Source organism: Variovorax sp. 770b2 (genome assembly GCF_900115685.1).
Classification (GTDB): domain Bacteria; phylum Pseudomonadota; class Gammaproteobacteria; order Burkholderiales; family Burkholderiaceae_C; genus Variovorax.
The window spans coordinates 2,158,041-2,177,312 of the sequence record NZ_FOXJ01000001.1 but is presented as its reverse complement, the minus strand read 5'-3'; the positions used below and the strand labels follow the sequence as shown (position 1 = coordinate 2,177,312).

The 19,272-nt window shown below is 68.6% G+C and carries 17 protein-coding genes; 4 read left to right on the top strand and 13 right to left on the bottom strand.

The window, feature by feature from the left end:
- The first annotated feature begins 92 nt into the window (after nt 1-92).
- Nucleotides 93-464, top strand: coding sequence for a YgiW/YdeI family stress tolerance OB fold protein (locus tag BM133_RS09925; protein ID WP_177224772.1), 372 nt, complete (start codon nt 93-95; stop codon nt 462-464).
- On the opposite strand, the gene BM133_RS09920 is transcribed toward BM133_RS09925, so the two are convergent.
- From BM133_RS09920 to ribD, 13 genes are all read right to left on the bottom strand, one after another.
- Nucleotides 439-5,697 (bottom strand): AAA domain-containing protein, encoded by a 5,259-nt coding sequence (locus BM133_RS09920; protein ID WP_256219114.1) that lies wholly within the window; start codon nt 5,695-5,697, stop codon nt 439-441. The two genes, BM133_RS09925 and BM133_RS09920, sit on opposite strands and share 26 nt — an antisense overlap.
- Before the next feature lie 61 nt (nt 5,698-5,758).
- Entirely contained in the window at nt 5,759-6,979 is a 1,221-nt protein-coding gene (locus BM133_RS09915) for a SprT-like domain-containing protein (protein ID WP_093433367.1), read from the bottom strand.
- An 86-nt stretch (nt 6,980-7,065) separates the two neighbouring features.
- Nucleotides 7,066-8,796: a peptidoglycan D,D-transpeptidase FtsI family protein gene (locus BM133_RS09910; protein ID WP_093433365.1), complete on the bottom strand. Its 1,731-nt coding sequence runs from the start codon at nt 8,794-8,796 to the stop codon at nt 7,066-7,068.
- Nucleotides 8,797-8,887: 91 nt separating this feature from the next.
- Nucleotides 8,888-9,799, bottom strand: coding sequence for a cell envelope integrity protein TolA (tolA, locus tag BM133_RS09905; RefSeq protein ID WP_093433363.1), 912 nt, complete (start codon nt 9,797-9,799; stop codon nt 8,888-8,890).
- A gap of 3 nt (nt 9,800-9,802) precedes the next feature.
- Nucleotides 9,803-10,240: an ExbD/TolR family protein gene (locus BM133_RS09900; RefSeq protein WP_093433361.1), complete on the bottom strand. Its 438-nt coding sequence runs from the start codon at nt 10,238-10,240 to the stop codon at nt 9,803-9,805.
- A gap of 14 nt (nt 10,241-10,254) precedes the next feature.
- Nucleotides 10,255-10,977, bottom strand: a complete 723-nt coding sequence (gene tolQ, locus BM133_RS09895; protein WP_093433360.1) for a protein TolQ — start codon at nt 10,975-10,977, stop codon at nt 10,255-10,257.
- A complete protein-coding gene (gene ybgC / locus BM133_RS09890) occupies nt 10,974-11,432 on the bottom strand; it encodes a tol-pal system-associated acyl-CoA thioesterase (RefSeq protein WP_093435216.1) in 459 nt (152 codons plus the stop codon). The genes tolQ and ybgC overlap by 4 nt, the downstream gene beginning before the upstream one ends.
- 61 nt (nt 11,433-11,493) lie before the next feature.
- A complete protein-coding gene (locus BM133_RS09885; protein WP_093433358.1) occupies nt 11,494-12,690 on the bottom strand; it encodes a pyridoxal phosphate-dependent aminotransferase in 1,197 nt (398 codons plus the stop codon).
- The gene (gene nusB / locus BM133_RS09880) at nt 12,687-13,223 is read right to left on the bottom strand and encodes a transcription antitermination factor NusB (protein ID WP_093433357.1); all 537 of its coding nucleotides are present in this window, start codon (nt 13,221-13,223) and stop codon (nt 12,687-12,689) included. The genes BM133_RS09885 and nusB overlap by 4 nt, the downstream gene beginning before the upstream one ends.
- Entirely contained in the window at nt 13,220-13,687 is a 468-nt protein-coding gene (gene ribH, locus BM133_RS09875; protein ID WP_093433355.1) for a 6,7-dimethyl-8-ribityllumazine synthase, read from the bottom strand. The genes nusB and ribH overlap by 4 nt, the downstream gene beginning before the upstream one ends.
- A gap of 117 nt (nt 13,688-13,804) precedes the next feature.
- Nucleotides 13,805-14,959: a bifunctional 3,4-dihydroxy-2-butanone-4-phosphate synthase/GTP cyclohydrolase II gene (gene ribBA / locus BM133_RS09870; protein WP_093433354.1), complete on the bottom strand. Its 1,155-nt coding sequence runs from the start codon at nt 14,957-14,959 to the stop codon at nt 13,805-13,807.
- A complete protein-coding gene (locus tag BM133_RS09865; protein WP_093433352.1) occupies nt 14,956-15,621 on the bottom strand; it encodes a riboflavin synthase in 666 nt (221 codons plus the stop codon). The genes ribBA and BM133_RS09865 overlap by 4 nt, the downstream gene beginning before the upstream one ends.
- Nucleotides 15,622-15,754: 133 nt before the next feature.
- Nucleotides 15,755-16,882 (bottom strand): bifunctional diaminohydroxyphosphoribosylaminopyrimidine deaminase/5-amino-6-(5-phosphoribosylamino)uracil reductase RibD, encoded by a 1,128-nt coding sequence (gene ribD, locus BM133_RS09860; protein ID WP_093433351.1) that lies wholly within the window; start codon nt 16,880-16,882, stop codon nt 15,755-15,757.
- A gap of 180 nt (nt 16,883-17,062) precedes the next feature.
- Between ribD and pilV the strand changes: the two genes are divergently transcribed.
- Genes pilV through BM133_RS09845 form a run of 3 tightly spaced genes read left to right on the top strand, consistent with a single transcriptional unit; the run spans nt 17,063 to nt 19,267 of the window.
- The gene (pilV, locus tag BM133_RS09855; protein ID WP_093433349.1) at nt 17,063-17,656 is read left to right on the top strand and encodes a type IV pilus modification protein PilV; all 594 of its coding nucleotides are present in this window, start codon (nt 17,063-17,065) and stop codon (nt 17,654-17,656) included.
- Between the two features lie 4 nt (nt 17,657-17,660).
- Nucleotides 17,661-18,611: a PilW family protein gene (locus BM133_RS09850; RefSeq protein ID WP_177224771.1), complete on the top strand. Its 951-nt coding sequence runs from the start codon at nt 17,661-17,663 to the stop codon at nt 18,609-18,611.
- A complete protein-coding gene (locus tag BM133_RS09845) occupies nt 18,608-19,267 on the top strand; it encodes a pilus assembly PilX family protein (RefSeq protein ID WP_093433346.1) in 660 nt (219 codons plus the stop codon). The genes BM133_RS09850 and BM133_RS09845 overlap by 4 nt, the downstream gene beginning before the upstream one ends.
- The last annotated feature ends 5 nt before the right edge of the window (nt 19,268-19,272 follow it).

Genomic DNA, 19,272 nt, shown 5'->3' with positions numbered 1-19,272 from the left:
GCCCTTGGCTTTCGAGGGTCGTGGAACGTTTGGGCGCATCGCGCATCCATCTGTTTCTTCACAACCAGGCTGTTCGAGGAGGAACGATTGCCATGACCCATCACAAGACCAAGACCCTGAAGACCGCCTCGCTCGCGCTCGGCATGTCGCTGGCGATGTCCGCCGCCTTCGCCCAGTACGCCGGCCCGAGCAGCGTGCCGACGATGACGGTCAAGCAACTGCTGGACACCGGCAAGGACGACCAGCACGCCACGCTGCGCGGCTTCATCGTCTCGCACGATGGCGGCGAGCACTACACCTTCGCCGACGACACCGGCCGCATGAAGGTGGAGATCGACGCCAAGCACTTCCCCGCGGGCGTAAAGATCGACGACAAGGTGCGCGTCGAGATCTCGGGCGAGTTCGACAAGGACCTGGTCGGCAAGGCCGAGCTGGACGTCAAGCGGCTGAGCCTGGCGCGCTGACCCCGGCGGCGGCGGCGGGCTCAGCAGCCACGCCGCCCTTGCCACCCTTTTTCCGGAGCGCCTGCTCGATCTGTTCGAGCACTGCCTCCGGTGCATGCAGCCAGTCCTTGGCCAGCACCTGCACCACCTGCCACCCGAACGCATCGAGCACGCGCGGCCGCGAGACATAGCGCTCCAGCACGTTGCGGTTCTCGTAATGCGTGGCCGTGTCCACGAGGATGCCCAGCGCATAGTGCCCGGCACCCGGTGCACGCAGCGCGAGGTCGCAGCGAAAGCGCGACTGCCCCACCTGTTCGTCGACCGCGTGGCCGCGCGCGCGCAGCGCGGCTGCGAGCTGCGCCGTCACCTCGTCGGCCCGCGCATGCTGCGCGCTGCTGCCGCGCGTGAGCGGGTTCATGCTTTCGAGCACGCGCCGCGCCGTGGCCGAATCGCCGCGCGACAGGCACTCCGCATAGCGCAGGAACTGCTTGAGCGCCGCGGCGCCTTCGTTGTGGTCGTTGGTGATCGCCTCGTGGCGGATGGTCGAGACGACGGCCATGTGGTGCCGCGCGCGGCTGAAGATCACGTTCAGCCGCTTCTCGCCGCCGCGCTGGTTGATCGGGCCGAAGTTCATCAGCATCCGGCCCTCGGGGTTCGGGCCGTAGCAGATGCTCAGGATGATGATGTCGCGCTCGTCGCCCTGCACGTTCTCCAGGTTCTTGATGAAGAGGCCGCAGAACTGGTCGTCTTCCTCGCGCACGTACTCGGCTTCCAGCCGCGCGGCGAAGTCGCTGTCGATGGCGCCCAGCGCATCGAGCTCGGCCTCGATCTCGGTCTGCTGCGCTTCGGAGAACGCGACGATGCCCAGGCTGCGCCCGGTCTCGCGCCTGAGCAGCTCGCGCACCAGTTGCGCGATGTGGCGCGCCTCGCCGTCGTTGATGCGGTTCTCGTACACCGCATCGGTCACGCGGTGAAAGCTGATGGCGCGCGAGAGCAGGGCGTCGACGTTCGCGGCCACCGATTCGTCCGACGGGCTGCGCGACTGCACGAGGATCTCCTCGCGCGCATCCGCCGGAAGGCTCCGGTCCGGAATGGTGAAGAGGTTGCCCGCGTAGAAGGCCGCGTTCGAAAAACCGATCAGCGATTCGTAGCGGCTGCGGTAGTGCCAGGCGAGCAGCGTGGCCGGCAGGTTGCGCGCGCCCTGGTTCAAGAGGCTGTCGGCATCGAGCACCACGGCGATGCGATCGCCACCACCTTCGCTCTCATCCTCGACCGACACGGTGTCGTCCTCGGGGTCGCGGCCCGACGAGAAGAAGCTCGTCGGCGGCAGCTGCATCTCGTCGCCCACCACGATGATCTGCGGCGCGCGGTAGAGCGCGGGCACGGCTTCTTCCACCGGGATCTGGCTCGCCTCGTCGAAGATCACCACGTCGAAGAGGTCGGCCGCGAGCGGCAGCGTGTCGGACACCGAGAGCGGGCTCATGAGCCAGATCGGCTTCATGTCGCGCACGACCTGGCCGGTCTCGCCCGAGGCGAGTTCGCGGATCGCCTTGTAGCGCATGGTCTTGCCGAACTCGTGTTCGAGCTCGCGCCGGCCCGCGTTGTAGCTCTTCTTGAAGAGCTTGCCGCCGGCGTCCAGCTGGCTCGCGGGGAGCGCGCTTTTCTGCACGTGGTCGCGAAAGCGCTGGCGCACCGCGGCGGCGAGCGTGCGGGCGTTGCGGCCGAGCAGCTGGCGCTCTCCGTCGGCCAGACGCTGCGCATGGCGCGCAAGCGCGGCGCTGTCGAAGCGCGGCAGCCAGCGTTCGGTGCGGTAGACGCGCTCCAGGCCTTCGCGCGCGACGGCGTATTCGATGGCTTCGGGGGCGAGCGGCAGGGTGCGCAGGGCCTTGGCCAGGGCCGGGTCGGCATCGGCCAGTTCCTGCAGGTGCGGCAGCACGGTGGGCAGCGTATCGGCCTGTTCGCGCAGCGTGCGGGCCAGCGCTTCGAGCGCGGCCAGTGGCTGGGCGGCGGGGTCGTCCAGCAGGTCGTGCCACAGGGCATCGAGCGAGTCGGTGCGCTCGCCGAGGGCGGCCAGCCGTTCGACATTGCGGCTCGCGCCGGGCTCGGTGCGCAGGTGGGCGTGGAAAGTCGCGCGCAGGTTGTTGCCTGCGCCATCGCCGCGGCGCAGGGCGTCGAGCTGTTGCACGAAATCGTCGGGGTCGGTGCAGCCGTAGGTGGCTTCGATCTGCGTCCCCTGCTTGCCGACGGCCGCGCGGGCGGTGTGCTCGGCCAGCAGTTCCTCCAGCACCTGGCTGGGTTGCGGGCGCACCGCGTGCCTGGCGAAGTCGTAGCGGCGCTTGAGTTCGCCCGACAGGCGCCACCACGAAGGCTGGAGCCAGCGCAGCAGGGAGCCCTGCTGCGCCTTGGCCTGGGCGAGCCCGGCTTCGGTGTCGCCCGGAGAGAACCTGTCTTTCCAGTGGGCGGTGCGTGCCAGGGCTTCGTTCAGCACCTGCTGCAGCGCGCGGCGCTGCGCCATCGCCTCGCCGAACGCGAGGCTGGTGGGATGTGCGGTGTCGAGCAGCGAGAGATGCCCGCGCGCAGCCAGCGCAGCGACGCGGCGCGCGTCGGCCACCACGGCCAGCGCATCGCCCCAGAGCGTGGGGGCATCGCCCAGCGGCGGCCAGGCGTCGGTCAACGCATCGCGGTGCGGGCCGATCTGCTCCGCCGCGCGATCGCCGAGTTCAACCAGCCGTGCCAACGGCCGCTCCTGCCGCAGCAACGCGGGCGCGAGTTGCGCGAATGCATGCGCCGAGAGGTACGGCACGTCGAGGCTTTCGGTGACAGCGAGGTGCAGGCGCGCGACCAGGTCCGCATGCTGGCGCCATGCCGCGAACGCGGGCAGCGCCTCCGCCTGCAGCGGTGTGAGCGCCGGGTCGTGCGGCTTGAGCGCGACCAGCCGTGCCATCAGCGTGCGCACCGTCACGGCCAGGTGCGCGGGTGCCTCGCGCATCGCGGCGTCGAAGCGTTCGAGCGCCTTCAGGTCGGCGTCCATCGTGTCCACGAGCTGCGTGCGCTCGCGGGTCTCCGCGTCCAGTTCCTCGGGGGCCGTGAGCCAGTGCTCGTAGGTCTTCTTGAGGTTCTGCACGAAGGCCTTCTTGTCGCCCTGCGAGTCGTGGATCATGCAGCACAGCTCGTCCAGCCCCTGCTGCCGGAGGCGATGGAACACCACGTCGATGGCGGCGCGCTTCTCGCAGACGAAGAGCACGCGCTGCCCGCGCCCCACGTAGTCGGCGATGAGGTTGGTGATGGTCTGCGACTTCCCCGTGCCGGGCGGCCCCTGGATGATGTAGCTGGTGCCGGTGCGCGCGAGCGCCACGGCGGCGGTCTGCGTGGCATCGGCCTGCACCACGGGCCACTGGTCGGCCAGCGGCAGCGCGGCCGGCGTCTCGGCATCGACCTGGCGCGGCTGCAGCGAGAACACGCGGTCGAAGGCATCGCTCGCGATCTCGGTTTCGCTCAGCGCCGAGTAGTCGCGCACCAGCGACATCTTGCGGTGGTTGAAGTTGCCGAGCGTCACCGAGGTGAGGTCGACGTCCCATTGGTAGGGATTGCCGCTGCTTTCATGCAGCGCGTACGTCTGCTGCTCGGTCTGCGCGGCGGTGGACGCCATCTGCGGCGCGCGCGGCAGGGGCCGCGCGCCGACCGCATCGCGCAGCGCCAGCGGAACCGGCCGCACCTTGGTGTGAAAGAGCTGCAGCCCGAGCGGCCGGAAGTCGTCCTTCGCGTAGCTGAAGTCCTGTGCTGCCTGCACTCCCAAAGGCTGCGCGCCGGGGTTGCGCACGCGGGTGCGCCGCTTGAACTGTTCGAGCCGCTGGCGGGCGCGCTGGTGGATCAGCTCGATCTCGGGCTGCTTCACCAGCCGCAACTGCACGCCGGGCTCGCTCGCCGCGATCTGCGCGGCCAGCTGGGCGTGGAACTGCTCGATGGTGGTTTCGCGCAGGTCGATGGTCTCGGGCAGCACGATGCCGTAGAGCTGGCGCAGGTGGTGCCTGAGCGTCGGGTTGACCTGCGCTTCACTGGAGGCGGCTTCCAGCAGGTACTGGTCCTTCACGCCCTTCTTGCGCGTGAGTTCGACCGACAGCATGAGGAGCGGCGAGGCGATGCGCTCGGCCCGTTCGGTCTCTCCCTCCTTCAGGTTGTGCCAGCGCAGGAAGGCGATGACCAGCGACAGCTGCGAGAAGCCGTATTCGGAACGGTCGCGCCGCGCCTCCTGCAGGATGCGGTCGAGCGCGCCCGGCAGGTACGGCTGGTCTTCGAAGCGCAGCCAGCGCGCGAGCGGCACGGGGTCGCAGGTGGCGATGTCGCTGGCGAAGCGGCCGTCCCATACGCACAGCTGGTCGACGCGGATGTTCTTGATGTCCACCACCAGCGGCACGCTCGCCACCGTGAGGTTCACATGCGTCTGGCTCGGCTTGAAGTGCAGCAGGCGGTTGCGGCGCGAGAGGTCGAAGAGGCGATCGCGCAGGTGCACGCGGATCGCCTGGCGGCGCTGGCCTGCGCCGTCTTTCGCGGGCGCGATGCGGTCCAGGCCCAGGTCCAGCGGCTGGTCGCGGTAGGTTTCGAGCCGGCGGATCACCGAGGGCAGGTCGCGCGCGCGTTCGTGGCGATCGAGCGCGGTCATCTCGCCGATCACGGCGCTCACCACGGGGTGCAGGCGGCGGTTGAGCGCGAACAGGTTGCCGCGGTTCGCCACGAAGCGGGCGAGCGCCTCGCTGTCGGAGAAATCGAGCCCGCACGAGAGGCTCGCGAGCACCTGGCCGAGGCAGAGGATGTCGGTGAGCGCGTCGTGGTGCGCGAATCGCAATTCCCACGCGGTGTAGCCCGGCAGGTAGACAGGGCGCGTCGGCAGGGCGTCGGGCGCGGCGTCGGCCATGAGCGCGAGGTTCTCGACCGAGACGCCTTCGTCGGCATCGAGCGTCACGCGGTGCTCGCCGACCACGCGCAGCACGGAGGCGGCGGGCGCTTCGAGCGGCGCGATGGCTTCGCGGTTCTGGCGCGGCTCGGTGCCTTCGGGCTGCACGAGCACGAGGGCGGGCGTGTCGTCGACGCGGTAGGCGTAGGCGCTGCCGAGCGCGGCCACCTTGCCTTGCTCGTGCAATGCGGACACCTCGCGCAGCAGCGGCAGCACGAGGCTGAGCACATCGTCGGTCTGCAGGCCGCCGTGGGCGTCGGCGGTGTCCAGCAGTTGCAGCAGGGGGGCGATGGCGGCGGTCATTCGAATACCTTCGTGCTTCGCACTGCGGTGCGAGCTTGCTTGGGGCGGCCCGGCGCTGCGCTCATGCGGAGGCGCCCTGCAGATGTTGTGCGGCTGCTTTTTCGAGCAGCGTGGCGGCGTCGCGCTTCACGCGGGTGAGGCTGCGCTTGGGAAAGCGCATGTCCTTGACCACGCGCTCTTCGAGCTGCGTGGTGCAGCCCATCGCTTCGGCGAGACCGAGCGCTGCGGCGAGGGTGACGTCGTCCAGTTCGGGGTCGGCCGCGACGAAATCGACCAGCACGCTGGCCAGGTAGTCGTGCACGCCCGCCGGCACCGGGCCGGGTGGCGGCATCGGACTGGCGGGCGGGGCGAAGTTCGGGAAGAAGCGGCGCGCATGGGCCAGCAGCGATTCGGACTGCAGGAACGGCCGCTGCAGCAACTGGGCGATGGTCTCGCGCGTCAGTGCATCGGCGCGCTGTTGGCCGAGCAGGTCGAGCGTGGTGAGGTCCAGCGGGCCTTCGAGCGCGCCGGCGAGCCATTCGTCGGCCTCGGGCTGGCGCTCGGTCCACAGGCGCAGTGCCCGCGCCCGCACAAACACCTCGGGGTGGCTGGTGCCGCGCGTCTGGAGTTCGGGCGCGGCGCAAATCTCGTCGGCCTGCCGCAGGTAGCTGGCCGCGTTGACCTGGGCGAGGCCGGTCTGCACCTTGACCAATGCGGTGACCGCGGGTTCCAGCGCCTCGCAGGCGATGCAGGCGCCGCGGTCGGCAAAGGCCTCGGTATACAGGCCGTAGCGCCGCGCCGCGTGCAGGTGGCTCGCGTCGGCGCGGGAATCGGCCGCCGCGGCCTGCAGGATGCGGTCGACCACGTGGTACCTGCCGCCGTCGCGCTCCCACAGCAGGTAGTGCGCCAGTTCATGGCCGAGCACGGCCTGCAGTTCCGCGCCCTGCAGGCGCTCCATGAGCGGGCCCGAGAGCACGATGTGCGCCTCGCCCGGCAGGAAGAAGAGCGTGGCGTTCATCGTGCCGTCGCCCGCCTGGTAGAGCGCGACGCGCGCCGTGATGCCCAGGCGCTGCACCGCCGCGTTGCAGTGCGCGTGCAACTCGGGGTGGGCGTCGGCATCGAGCCGGTACGAATTGCGCAGCAGGTCCGCGCGGACGGCCGCGGCATGCTCCTCGCGCGCCTCGGCGGAAGCGGCCCAGCGCCAGACTTCGGGCTCGTTCGCCTGCAGATGGGCGGCCAGGGCCTGCTGGTAGGGGAGCGGGGTCAGGTCTTCGAGGCGAACGGCAGGAGGGGTGTCGACCATGTCAGGAGCGCCAGGCAATGAATTGCTGACGATCCTAAACGAGCGGGGTGCAGGCAATGCGCCATCAATGCGCCATCAATGCGCCATCAATGCGCCATCGACGTCACGGGCAGGTCGGGCAGCACGTTCAGGATGCGCAGCGTCTGCTGCACCACCTGGCTGAACACCGGCGCCGCGACCAGCCCGCCGAAGTACTTGCCCGCGCCGGGCTCGTCGATCATCACCGCGACGATGATGCGGGGCTTGTCGATGGGCGACATGCCGGTGTACCAGGCGCGGTACTTGTTGCTCGCGTAGCCCTTGCCGACCTGCTTGTGGGCGGTGCCGGTCTTGCCGCCCACCGAGTAGCCCTCGGTCTGCGCGAGCGGCGCGGTGCCGCCGGGCGCGGCGGCCAGGTGCATCATCTTGCGCACCTCGCTGGCGACCTGCGGCGAGAACACCTGCACGCCGGGCGGATCGGTGTCGGCGCTTTTCAGGAGTCCCACCGGGATGACCTCGCCGTTGTGCGCGAAGGCCGTGTAGGCGTGCGCGATCTGGAACAGCGACGCCGAGAGGCCGTAGCCGTACGACATGGTGGCCTGCTCGATCGGCCGCCACGACTTCCAGGGCCGAAGGCGCCCGGTCACCGCGCCGGGGAAGGGCGTCTGCGGCTTCTGGCCGAGGCCCAGCGAGGTGAACGAGTTCCACATTTCCTGCGCCGTCATGCGCTGCGAGATCTTGGTGGCGCCCACGTTGCTCGATTTCTGGATCACGCCCTGCACCGTGAGCACGCCGAAGTTCTCGTCGTCGTGGATCGTGGCGCCGGCCACGGTGATGCGCCCCGGGTTGGTGTCGATGATGGTCTGCGGCGTCACGCGGCCCAGCTGCAGCGCGGTGGCGATGGTGATCGGCTTCATCGTGGAGCCGGGCTCGAACACGTCGGTCATCGCGCGGTTGCGCAGCTGTTCGCCGGTGAGGTTGCGGCGGTCGTTCGGGTCGTAGCTCGGGTAGTTGGCCATGGCGAGCAGCTCGCCCGTCGCGGCATCGACCACCACCACGCTGCCCGCCCTGGCCTTGTTGGCCACCACGGCGTCGCGGATCTTCTCGTAGGCCACGAACTGCACCCGGTCGTCGATGCTCAGCTGGATGTCGTGGCCTTCGGTGGGTGGCACCTGGTCTTCGGTGTCCTCCACGATGTGGCCCAGGCGATCCTTGATCACGTGGCGCGAGCCCGCCTTGCCGGCCAGCTCGCTGTTGAAGGCGAGCTCGACGCCTTCCTGCCCGATGTCCTCCACGTTGGTGAAGCCCGCCAGGTGCGCGGCCGCCTCGCCCTCGGGGTACTGGCGCCGGTAGTCGCGGCGCAGGTAGAGGCCCTTGATGCCGAGATCGGTGATCTGCTTGCCGACCGCGGTGTCGACTTGCCGCTTGATCCAGACGAAGGTCTTGTCCTCGTCCTCGAGCTTCTTGTCGAACTCCTTCTGCGGCATGCCGAGCAATTTGGCGGCCTCTTTCAACTTGGCCTGCACGGCGGGGTCGTCGCGCTCGATGTCCTCGGGAATGGCCCAGATGCTGGGCGCCGGGATGTCGGAGGCGAGGATGAGGCCGTTGCGGTCGAGGATGCGCCCGCGGTTCGCGGGCAGCTCCAGCGTGCGCTGGTAGCGCACCTCGCCCTGGTGCTGGAAGAAGTCGTGGTTGAAGACCTGCACATAAGCGGCCCGGCCGGCCAGCAGCACGAAGCCGAAGGCGATGCTGGCCACGATGAACTTGCTGCGCCAGACGGGGGTGGGGCTTGCGAGGAGCGGGCTGCTGCCGTAGCGGATTCGGCCATTGGGATTCATGAGCCCCGATTATCGAGTTCCGGGTGACGTGTCCGTCACCCGGAAGGCCCTCGTTTTCTTAGCTGCGCGTTAGATGCGCGCCGAACTGGATCTACTTGGGACGCAGCGTCACGATGAGCGACGGGAAAATGCGCCCGTCGATGTCGCGCGGCACTTTTTCGGTCTTGTGCAGGCCGCGTTCGGCGGCTTCATCCCAGGCCGGCAAGCCGCTGGATCTGGTGAGCTTCACGCCGACGATGGTGCCGTCGGGTGCGAGATTCACTGCGAACTCGGCGGTGGGGTTGCCGTCCACGGTGCTGTTGTCGAAGGTGATGTTGGGCCTGACCGCCGCAGCGATGCGCCCGGCATAGCCGCTCGATGGGCCCGAGGAGCGCAGCGCATTGCCCTTGGCGTCGTCGGCACCGCTCGCACCCGCCAGACCCTGCATGCGCTTGAGCGTCGCCGCGCGGTCTGCCGCCGCCTGCTTGGCGGCAGCCTCGGCTTTCTTGGCGTCGACCTGCTTGGCGTCGGCCTCCTGCTGCTTTTTCTGGTCGGCGAGCTTTTGCTGCTGTTCCTTCTTGCGCTGGGCGTCGTCTTCGGCGCGCTGCTTGGCTTCGAGCTCTTTTTTCTTTTGCTGTTGCTGCTGCTCGAGTTCGCGCTCTTTCTGTTCCTTCTGCTCCTTGAGCTTCTTCTCGCGCTCCAGGGCGATGTCGGGGGCCTTGGGGGCGGGCGCGGGCTCGGGGGCCTTGGCTGCTGGAGGCGGTGGCGGCGTGGGCGCAGGAGGGGGCGGCGCGGGAGCGGGCGTCGGCGCCTCCGGTGCGGACAGGCGCGGCGCGGCCTGTTGCACCGTGGACGACCACAGCTCCGCATCGACGGCGCCTTCGTCGGCGTCGCTGCGCCAGCGCACGCCCCACGTCAGCGCCGCGATCAGCAACGCATGCGCGATGAGGGCGAGCACCACGGCGCGCGGCGTGCCGCGCTGCGGCGGAGGCGCGAACTCGGGGCGATCCAGTGCGAGCGACATGCCTTATTTGCCGCCCGTGGTCGTGACCGACAGGCCCACGCGCTCGATGCCGCTGCGCTTGAGCTGGTTCATCGCCTTCACGACGGTTTCGTACTTCACCGTCTTGTCGGCGCTGATGACCACGGGGCGCTCGGCGTCGCCGCCCTGTGCCTGCTTGGCGGCCGCGCCGATCTGCGTCATGGGGATCGACGTGCCGCCAGTGCCGGTGGACGGGTCCTTCTTGATCTGCACTTCGTCATCGCTCTTGATGACGATCTCGATCGGCTTGTCGGGCTGCTTGTTGGCGCGGTCGACCGAAGGCAGGTTGATCACGCTCGGCGTGATGAGCGGCGCGGTGACCATGAAGATGATCAGGAGCACCAGCATCACGTCGATGAACGGGACCATGTTGATCTCGTTGATCGTGCGGCGTCCTCGGCCCCGGGATGAAACGGCGGGCATGCGCTGCTATCCGTTCAGCGGTTGGCCGGAGCCACCGTGGTGGCTGCGGCGGCGGCGCCCGGGTTGGCCGAGAGGTTGCGCTGCAGGATGTTGGAGAACTCCTCGATGTAGGTCTCCAGTGCGATGGCGATCTTGTCGATCTCGCGGGCGAAGCGGTTGTAGCCGACCACCGCGGGAATCGCGGCGAAGAGGCCGATGGCCGTGGCCACCAGCGCTTCGGCGATGCCGGGTGCCACGGTGGCGAGCGTCACCTGCGCGAGGGCGGCCAGACCCGTGAAGGCATGCATGATCCCCCAGACGGTGCCGAAGAGGCCCACGTAGGGCGACACCGAACCGACGGTGGCCAGGAACGAGAGGTTCTGCTCGGCCGCGTCCAGCTCGCGCTGGAAGCTCGCGCGCATCGCGCGGCGGGCGCCGTCCAGCAGGGTGGCAGGGTCGCTCACGTGGCGCTCGCGCAGTTTTTGATATTCGCGCATGCCCGAGGCGAAGATGCGCTCCATCGGGCCCGCGAACTTGGCGTTCTGCGCGGCCGAGGCGAACAGCTCGTTCAGGCTGGTGCCCGACCAGAACTCGCGCTCGAAGTCGTCGTTCAGGGCGCGCATGCGCCGCAGCGCGAAGTACTTGCGGATGATCGCGGCCCAGCTGGCGATCGAGACGATCACGAGCAGCAGCACGACCAGTTGCACCACGAAACTGGCGTGGAGCAGGAGGTTGATGATGGAAAGATCTTGGTTCATGGCTTGAAAGGTTGAGTCATGGAGCCGCCGTAGTGCTCGAGGGTTCCCGAAACCTGGGGCGGTATGCGTGCGGGGCGCAATGTGGCGGCATCCACCCACCCGATGCGGATCGTGCCTTCGCACAGCAAGACCGGTTCCGGGGCACCGGTTCGCTCTTGCTCTGTTTTTGATAGCACTTGCTGTCTGATTATCAATGACGCGGTGCCCAATTGTTGAACATCGGCTGTCACCAGCAGTTCGTCGTCCAGGCGCGAGGGCCGATGGTATTTGAGCTGCGTTTCGCTCACCACGAACTGGCCGCCGGTTTCTTCGCGCAGCTTGCGCTGCGCGATGCCCAGGGAGCGCAGCCACTCGGTGCGCCCGCGCTCCATGAACTTCAGGTAGTTGGCGTAGAACACGATGCCGCCGGCATCGGTGTCTTCCCAGTAGACGCGGATCGGGAACGCGTAGCTCACCGGCATGCCTCTGTGCGTTGCACTGCGGCGCGCGCTTGCCTGGGGCGGCCCGGCGCTGCGCTCATTGCGCCCGGTTCTCGGCCATCGCCCGCAGGCGCTCGACCGATTCCTTCAGGTGTTCCATCGAGCTCGCGGTGGAGAAGCGCACGAACTTCGCCGTCTCGGCCGTGCCGAAGTCGCGGCCCGGCGTGATGGCGACGTGGGCGCGCTTCATGGTCTCGAAGGCGAAATCCCAGCTGCCCGAGATGCCGAGCTTCTCGGCAAAGCTCGAGCAGTCGGCCCAGGCGTAGAAGGCGCCATCGGGCACCACGGGCACGTTCAGGCCCAGGGCATCGAGCTGCGGAATGAACCAGTCGCGGCGCGCCTTGAACTCGGCGCGGCGGCGTTCGTACTCGGCGATGCTGGGCGCTTCGAAGCAGGCGAGCGCGGCGTACTGCGACACCGTGCTCGCGCAGATGAACAGGTTCTGCGCCAGCCGCTCGACCACCGGCACCAGCGCTTCGGGCACCACCAGCCAGCCCAGGCGCCAGCCGGTCATGTTGAAGTACTTGCTGAAGCTGTTGATGCTGATGACGTTGTCGTCGATGGCCAGCGCCGTCTGCCCGAAGGCATCGTCGTAGGACAGGCCCAGGTAGATCTCGTCGATCAGCGTGATGCCGCCGCGATCGGACACCACCTTGTGGATGCGGCGCAGCTCGTCCGGCGCGATCGAGGTGCCGGTCGGGTTGGAGGGCGAAGCGAGCAGCACGCCGCGTGTCTTGTCGGTCCAGGCGGCCTCGACCTTGGCGGCGGTGAGCTGGAAGCGCTCTTCGGCCGTGGTCGGGATCAACACGGCCTTGCCGTCCGCAGCGCTGACGAAATGGCGGTTGCAGGGGTAGCTCGGGTCGGGCAGCAGGATCTCGTCGCCCGATTCGATCAGCGCCAGGCACGCCAGCTGCAGCGCGGCCGAGGCGCCGGCCGTCACCACGATGCGGCGGGCCGGCACGTCGACGTTGAAGCGCTCGCGGTACCAGCCGCTGATGCGCTCGCGCAGGTGGTCAAGGCCGGTGGCCTGCGTGTACTGCGTGGCGCCGGCACGCACGGCGCGAAGGGCGGCTTCCTGCACCAGCGGCGGTGCGGTGAAGTCGGGCTCGCCGATGTTCAGGAAGATCATCGGCCGGTCGGTGTGCGCCACCTCGCGCGCGAGCACGCCCGCGGCCTTCGCCACCTCCATCACATAGAAGGGCTCGATGCGCTCCGCGCGCGTCGAAATCCTCATGCCTTCGCCTTGCCGGATGCGCGGTCGGCTTCCACTTCGAGCGGCCGCAACTGCGGCGCCAGCCCGTTGAGCACGGCGTTCACGTACTTGTGGCCGTCGGTGCCGCCGAATTCCTTGGCGAGCTCGATGCACTCGTTGAGCACCACGCGCCACGGCACGTCGGGGCAGTTCTGGAACTCGTACACGCCGATCCACATCACGGCGTGCTCGATGGGCGAGATCTCCTCGAACTTGCGGTCCAGCAGCGGGCGGATCAGCGTGTCGAGCGCTTCGGCGTTGTCGATGGAGCCGTGCAGCAGCGCGTCGTAGTGCGCGGCATCGGCCTTGTGGAAGCCGGCGAGGTCGCGCGTGAAGTGGTCGATGTCGGTCGGGTCGTTGCGGCCCACCAGGTGCTGGTAGAGCGCCTGCAGCGCGAACTCGCGTGCGCGGCTGCGGTTCGACTTGGCCGAAGCCTTGCGCGCGCCGGTGCTGGTAAGGCCCGTGCGCGTCTGGCGGGGCTTGGCGCCGCCTGCCTTGGTGGTGTCTTCGGTCATGAAAGGGTAGCCAGCAGTTGCGCCATCTCGACGGCGACCTGGGCTGCATCGCGGCCCTTGTCTGTTTGCCGTGCGACAGCCTGTGCCAGGTTTTCGGTGGTGAGGATCGCGTTGGCGATGGGAAGGCGGTAATCGAGCGCGATGCGGCTCACGCTCGCGCCCGATTCGTTGGCCACCAGTTCGAAGTGGTAGGTCTCGCCGCGGATGATGCAGCCCAGCGCGACGAGCGCGTGGTATCCGCCGCGCTCGGCCAGCGCCTGCAGCGCCACGGGCACTTCGAGCGCGCCAGGCACCTTCAGGTGATGGATGTCCGCCGCGGCCACGCCCAGCGCTTCGAGCTCGGCCAGGCACGCCGCCGCCAGCGCGTCGGTGATGTCGGCGTTGAAGCGCGCCTGCACGATGCCGATGCGAAGGCCCTTGCCGTTCAGCGGCTTCGCATCCGCTCCCTTGTTTGCACCTTGCATGATCTCAATTGCTCCTGTTGGAAATACCGCGGAACCGGCTTTGCCGGGCCGCAGGTATCGCCCCCTGCAAGGGGGTTGGCGAAGCGACACGAAGTGCGCGAAGACTGGGGGTGTACGTCATCTTTTGAGGTAGCCGGCAATTTCCAGGCCGTAGCCCGCTGCCATGCTGGGCATGCGCCGCGGCGTGCCCAGCAGGTTCATCTTGTGCACGCCGCATTCGCGCAGGATCTGCGCGCCGATGCCGTAGCTGCGCAGGTCCATGCGCCCGCGCTCGGGGGCCTGCGCGGGACGCGCGGTGCCGTCGAATTGCGCGAGCAGCTCGCCGGCGGTCTCGCCGCAATTCAGCAGCACGGCCACGCCCTTGCCCTCGGTCGCGATGTGCGAGAGGCTGGCGTCCAGGCTCCAGGAGTGCAGCGAGCGGTTGATTTCGAGCGCATCGAGCACCGAGAGCGGCTCGTGCACGCGCACCGACACCGTGTCTTCGGGCGACCACTTGCCGCGCACCAGCGCCAGGTGCACGCCGCGGCTGGGCTTGTCGGTGAAGGCGTGGGCGGTGAAGGCGCCCCAGGCCGTTTGAATCTCGCGGCAGCCGACCTTCTCGACCAGCGATTCGGTGCGGCTCCTGTGCTCGATGAGCGCGGCGATGGTGCCGATCTTGATGTCGTGCTCGGCCGCGAAGATCTGCAGGTCGGGCAGGCGCGCCATGGTGCCGTCTTCGTTCATCACCTCGCAGATCACCGAGGCGGGCGAGCAGCCGGCCATGGCGGCCAGGTCGCAGCCGGCTTCGGTATGGCCGGCACGCATCAGCACGCCGCCGTCCACTGCCTGCAGCGGGAAGATGTGGCCGGGCTGCACCAGGTCGGCGGCCACGGCATTGCGCGCCACGGCGGCCTGCACGGTGCGGGCGCGGTCGGCGGCCGAAATGCCGGTGGTGACGCCTTCGGCCGCTTCGATCGACACGGTGAAGGCGGTCGAGTGCTTGGCGCCGTTGCGCGCAACCATCGGCGGCAGTTGCAGCCGCTCGCACATTTCGCGAGAGAGCGTGAGGCAGATGAGGCCGCGTGCATGGCGCGCCATGAAGTTGATGGACTCGGCCGTGATGTGGTCGGCCGCGATGACGATGTCGCCCTCGTTCTCGCGGTCTTCCTCGTCCACGAGGATCACCATGCGGCCCGCGGCCAGCTCGGCCACGATTTCTTCGACCGAGGCGATCGGTGCGGGGGCGCGCGCGGCGCTGGGGGCGGCGCCGATCGGCGTGACGGAGGCATTCATTCGGCGGTGTCCTTGGAGTACGTGGCGGTCGGCGGGACCAGAACGCCGGCCTGGAGCATCCGCTCCACGTAGCGCGCCACGGTATCGATTTCGAGGTTGACCTTCGAGCCGGCCGAAAGGCCGCCCAGGGAGGTGTTGTCCACGGTGTGCGGGATCAGGTTGATGCTGATCTCGGCACCGTCGGCGATGTCTTTCACGCTGTTGACCGTGAGGCTCACGCCGTTGATGGTGATCGAGCCCTTGTAGGCAAGAAAGCGGGCGAGGGCGGGCGGTGCGACCACGCGCAGTTCCCAGCTTTCGCCCACCGGCTGGAAGAAGCTCACCGTGCCGATGCCGTCCACATGGCCCGAGACGATGTGGCCGCCCAGGCGGTCGCTGGCGCGCAGGGCCTTCTCGAGGTTGATGCGGCTGCCTTCGTCGGTGAGGCCCGCGGTCTTGTCGAGGGATTCGGCCGAGATGTCGATGGTGAACTGCTGTCGCTCGGGGGCGAGCGTGGTGACGGTCATGCAGGCGCCGTTCAGCGCGATGCTGTCGCCCAGCCCGACGTCGTCGAGATAGCCGTCAGGCACCGCAATGCTGAGTCTTTTGCCGTAGGAGGAGGAGGTGCCGAGGTCGTGGATGGCGGCGATGCGCCCCACGCCGGTGATGATTCCGGTGAACATTCGCACATTTTCGCAGACATCGAAGGCCCCCCGGCTTTTCATGGCGCTTTGCGCCATGTAATTCGCCACCCCCCGAGGGAGAGGCCCGGCTCGCCTCGAGGCTGGCCGGCGGCGGCGGCCACGATCCGCCTCTCTAGAAGGCGTCTTTCTCGCGGACCCGGGCGAGGATCCGGATGTCCGGCCCCAGCATGTCGACGGACCTGAATTCGAGGGGCAGGGCGCCCGCGAGCGCGGTCAGCGGACCGTCTGCGTGGATGTGGCTGGCCATGTCCAGCCCGCGGCCGATCACCTTGGGCGCGAGGTAAACGAGCAGTTCGTCGACACAGCCCTCGCGCAGCAGCGAACCATTGAGCTTGTGGCCCGACTCGACGTGCAACTCGTTGACGCCGCGCGCCGCCAGGTCCTTCAACATCGCGCCCAGATCGACCTTGCCATCGGCATTCGCCAGGCAGGTGACGGTGGCGCCGCGGGCTTCGAGCGCGGCGGCCCTGGCTTCGTCCCGCACGGCCGCATAGATCCAGACCGGGCGGCCCGCTATGAATATGTGAGCGTCAGGCGGTGTCTGGAGGCGGCTGTCGACCACCACGAGGTACGGCTGGCGCGGCGTCTCGACCAGGCGCACGTCCAGGCGCGGGTTGTCTTCGAGCACGGTGCCGACGCCGGTAAGCACGGCGCTCGCGCGGGCGCGCCAGGCATGGCCGTCGGTGCGTGCGGCCTCGGCGGTGATCCATTGGCTCACGCCGTTCTCCAAGCCCGTCTTGCCGTCCAGCGAGGCCGCCACCTTGAGCCGCACCCACGGTGTCTTGCGGACCATGCGGCTGAAGAAGCCGATGTTGAGTTCGCGCGATTCGGCGGCGCCGGGGCCGACTTCGACCTCGACACCCGCCGCGCGCAGCCGCTCGAAGCCCTGGCCCGCGACCAGCGGGTTCGGATCGGCCAATGAGGCCACGACCCGTCCGATGCCGGCCGCGATCAGCGCATCGCAGCAGGGGCCCGTGCGGCCATGGTGCGAGCAGGGCTCCAGCGTGACGTAGGCCGTCGCGCCTTCGACCGAATGGCCCTGCGCCGCCGCATCGCGCAACGCCATCACTTCGGCATGCGGACCGCCGGCCTTCTGCGTATGGCCCTGGCCCAGCACGCGCCCGCCGGCATCGCACAGCACGCAGCCCACGCGCGGGTTCGGATCGGTCAGCAGCAGCGCGTCGGAAGCCAGGCGCAAGGCCGTCGCGATGTGCTGCGTGTCTTGTTCGGGTGAGGGCATGAAAACAGGGAGAGGGGGATGGACGGAAAAATTTAACACCGGTGCCGTTCGATCATACGAGCGGCATGCCGATGCGGATGAACGGTGCGCGCGCCGTTGCACGCGGCCTCTACGCTCGAAGTTCGATGGCGGGAACAAAGAAGCAACACAAGTTGCAGCAGATCAGGGAGGACATCGAACATGGCTTCAACGAAGCATCGGGCCGCGGGCTTTTCGCTCGTGGAGGTATTGGTTTCCATCGTCGTTCTGAGCGTGGGGCTGCTCGGAACGATCGGCATGCTGCTCGCGTCGGTGCGCACCGGCAATGAAACGGCCACGTTCACGGCGGCGCTCAACCTGGCGCGCGAGTTGTCGGAAAAGGTGCGCATGAACAAGGGCGTGGCCGCGCGCAACGACGCGGCCAATGCGTACCTTGTCGAAGACTGGCGTGAAGGCGCCGCACCGGGTGCCGCTTCCGCCGGCGGTGCTTGCGTGGCGTCCGGTGCGGCCTGCAGCACCGCGGACCTTGCGACGTGGGACATGAGCGAGTGGAAGCGCCGCATCGCCAAGGCCCTGCCCGATGCGCGCCTGAGCGTGTGCTTCGACGAAGCGCCCTGGAATGCGGCGGCGGACGAATACACGTGGGCGTGCAGCCAGACGGGGCACACCTTGGTCGTGAAACTCGGCTGGACACCGCGCACGGTGCGAAGCGCCAAGGTGCAGTCGTCGGCGGCGCCGCGCCTGGTGATGCAGCTGGTCGCGGGGCATGCACACGATGGCCAAGCCGGTTCCTGATCCCATGGGCGATGTACGTCAGCGCGGCGTAACGCTGGTCGAACTGCTGGTCGCCATGGCCATCGCGCTGGTGGTCGTGCTCGCGGCCACGGCCGCGTTCATCGGCAGCCAGTGGCTGTTCACGGTCGATGCCGATGCGCAGGCGGTGGAGGAGTCGCTGAGGTTCGCGGGCTTCGTCGTGAGGACCGTCGTGCGGCAAGCCGGCTACGCCGACTACGCGCCCGACTCCCAGAGCCCCGACGGTGCGGCAACGATCGCGAGCGGCGCGACGGCGTCATCGAACGACCCCCTGGACCTCGACATCGTGGGCGCGAGCGATACGCGTGTCAGCGGTGTCGGCGACAGCTACGGCGCGCACAACACCCGCGGCGTCAACGCGAGCGATTCCCTGCGGATCCGCTTCTTCGGCCGCAGCCGCCCGGGAGGCGATGGCACCGAGCCCGACGGCGCCATGATCGATTGCATGGGCTTCGCGCAACCCGGGCCCTCGGCGGACAAGCCGGTGTCCGCGGACCGCGCCTGGAGCTTCTTCTACATCGCCGAAGCCGCGGACAAGGAGCCCGAGCTCTATTGCAAATACCGCGCCTCGAAGAACGGCCCGTTCCAGGCACAGCCGTTGGCGCGCGGCATCGAGGTCTTCAAGGTCGTCTACGGCCACGACGCCGATGGCGATGGCGTCCCCGATCAGTGGATGGACGCCGCCCAGCTCGAGGCGATGGCCGCGTCGCAAGACAAGGTCGCCGACGAATGGCGCAAGGTGGTCGGGTTGCGCATCGGCATGGTGGCACGCAGCGCGCACGCCCGGGGCGGGGGGCCAGAGGCGGAGGAGGTGCTCTATCCGCTGGGCACCGATTTTTCCGAGTTGAGTTTCAGGCCGCCAGCGGACGGCAGGCTGCGTCGCGTCGCGACCTTCACGGTCATGTTGCGCAATCCGATGAAGGGGCTTGCATCGTGAGCCCGCGCTGTCGTTCGCCGCAATGGGGCTTCTCGCTGATCGTCGTGCTGCTGCTACTGCTCGTGGCCACCGTGCTGGGCGTCGGCGCGGCGCAGGTCTCGCTGGTCAACGAACGCAGCGCCCGCAACGACCGCGACACCGAGGTGGCGTTCCAGGCGGCCGAGGCGGCCCTCGTCGACGCCGAAACCGATGTACTCGGCCCCAACGACGACACGCGGCAGCGCCTCTGTCTCTTCAGCCGCCGTGACGTGAGCGGCTTTGTCGAAGGATGCGGTGGTGACGGCAAGCAGCAGGGGTTGTGCGCACCCTCGGAGCCGGGTGTCGATCCGGCGTGGACGACCGTCGATTTTTCCGCCGACAGCGGCAGGTCTGTCGCCTACGGCACCTTCACGGGACAGCGCTACTTCAGCGGCGATGCCGCCACGGGAATGCGAGCGGGCGCGTTGCCTGCCCGCGCACCGCGCTACATCGTGGAAGCCGTTCGCAGCCGTGGTGGCTGGCCGGCCGATGCGCTGCAGAGCGCGAGCGCCCGTGACGCCGACTACCTCTTTCGCGTCACCGCTATCGGCTACGGCATGCGCGACGAGACGCAGGTCGTGCTGCAGACCAATTTGTACAAACCGGCGGCCGGCCCCGGCTGCCTTCCTCAAGACTGAACCTG

Bases quoted from the DNA above. Each gene is read 5' to 3' on its own strand.
- nusB (WP_093433357.1), bottom strand. From the start codon at position 13,223: ATGACCGAAGACACCACCAAGGCAGGCGGCGCCAAGCCCCGCCAGACG.
- ribBA (WP_093433354.1), bottom strand. From the start codon at position 14,959: ATGAATGCCTCCGTCACGCCGATCGGCGCCGCCCCCAGCGCCGCGCGC.
- ribD (WP_093433351.1), bottom strand. From the start codon at position 16,882: ATGCCCTCACCCGAACAAGACACGCAGCACATCGCGACGGCCTTGCGC.
- tolQ (WP_093433360.1), bottom strand. From the start codon at position 10,977: ATGAACCAAGATCTTTCCATCATCAACCTCCTGCTCCACGCCAGTTTC.
- ribH (WP_093433355.1), bottom strand. From the start codon at position 13,687: ATGCAAGGTGCAAACAAGGGAGCGGATGCGAAGCCGCTGAACGGCAAG.
- BM133_RS09910 (WP_093433365.1), bottom strand. From the start codon at position 8,796: ATGAATCCCAATGGCCGAATCCGCTACGGCAGCAGCCCGCTCCTCGCA.
- pilV (WP_093433349.1), top strand. From the start codon at position 17,063: ATGGCTTCAACGAAGCATCGGGCCGCGGGCTTTTCGCTCGTGGAGGTA.
- BM133_RS09865 (WP_093433352.1), bottom strand. From the start codon at position 15,621: ATGTTCACCGGAATCATCACCGGCGTGGGGCGCATCGCCGCCATCCAC.
- BM133_RS09915 (WP_093433367.1), bottom strand. From the start codon at position 6,979: ATGGTCGACACCCCTCCTGCCGTTCGCCTCGAAGACCTGACCCCGCTC.
- BM133_RS09885 (WP_093433358.1), bottom strand. From the start codon at position 12,690: ATGAGGATTTCGACGCGCGCGGAGCGCATCGAGCCCTTCTATGTGATG.
- tolA (WP_093433363.1), bottom strand. From the start codon at position 9,799: ATGTCGCTCGCACTGGATCGCCCCGAGTTCGCGCCTCCGCCGCAGCGC.
- BM133_RS09850 (WP_177224771.1), top strand. From the start codon at position 17,661: ATGGGCGATGTACGTCAGCGCGGCGTAACGCTGGTCGAACTGCTGGTC.
- BM133_RS09925 (WP_177224772.1), top strand. From the start codon at position 93: ATGACCCATCACAAGACCAAGACCCTGAAGACCGCCTCGCTCGCGCTC.
- BM133_RS09900 (WP_093433361.1), bottom strand. From the start codon at position 10,240: ATGCCCGCCGTTTCATCCCGGGGCCGAGGACGCCGCACGATCAACGAG.
- BM133_RS09920 (WP_256219114.1), bottom strand. From the start codon at position 5,697: ATGACCGCCGCCATCGCCCCCCTGCTGCAACTGCTGGACACCGCCGAC.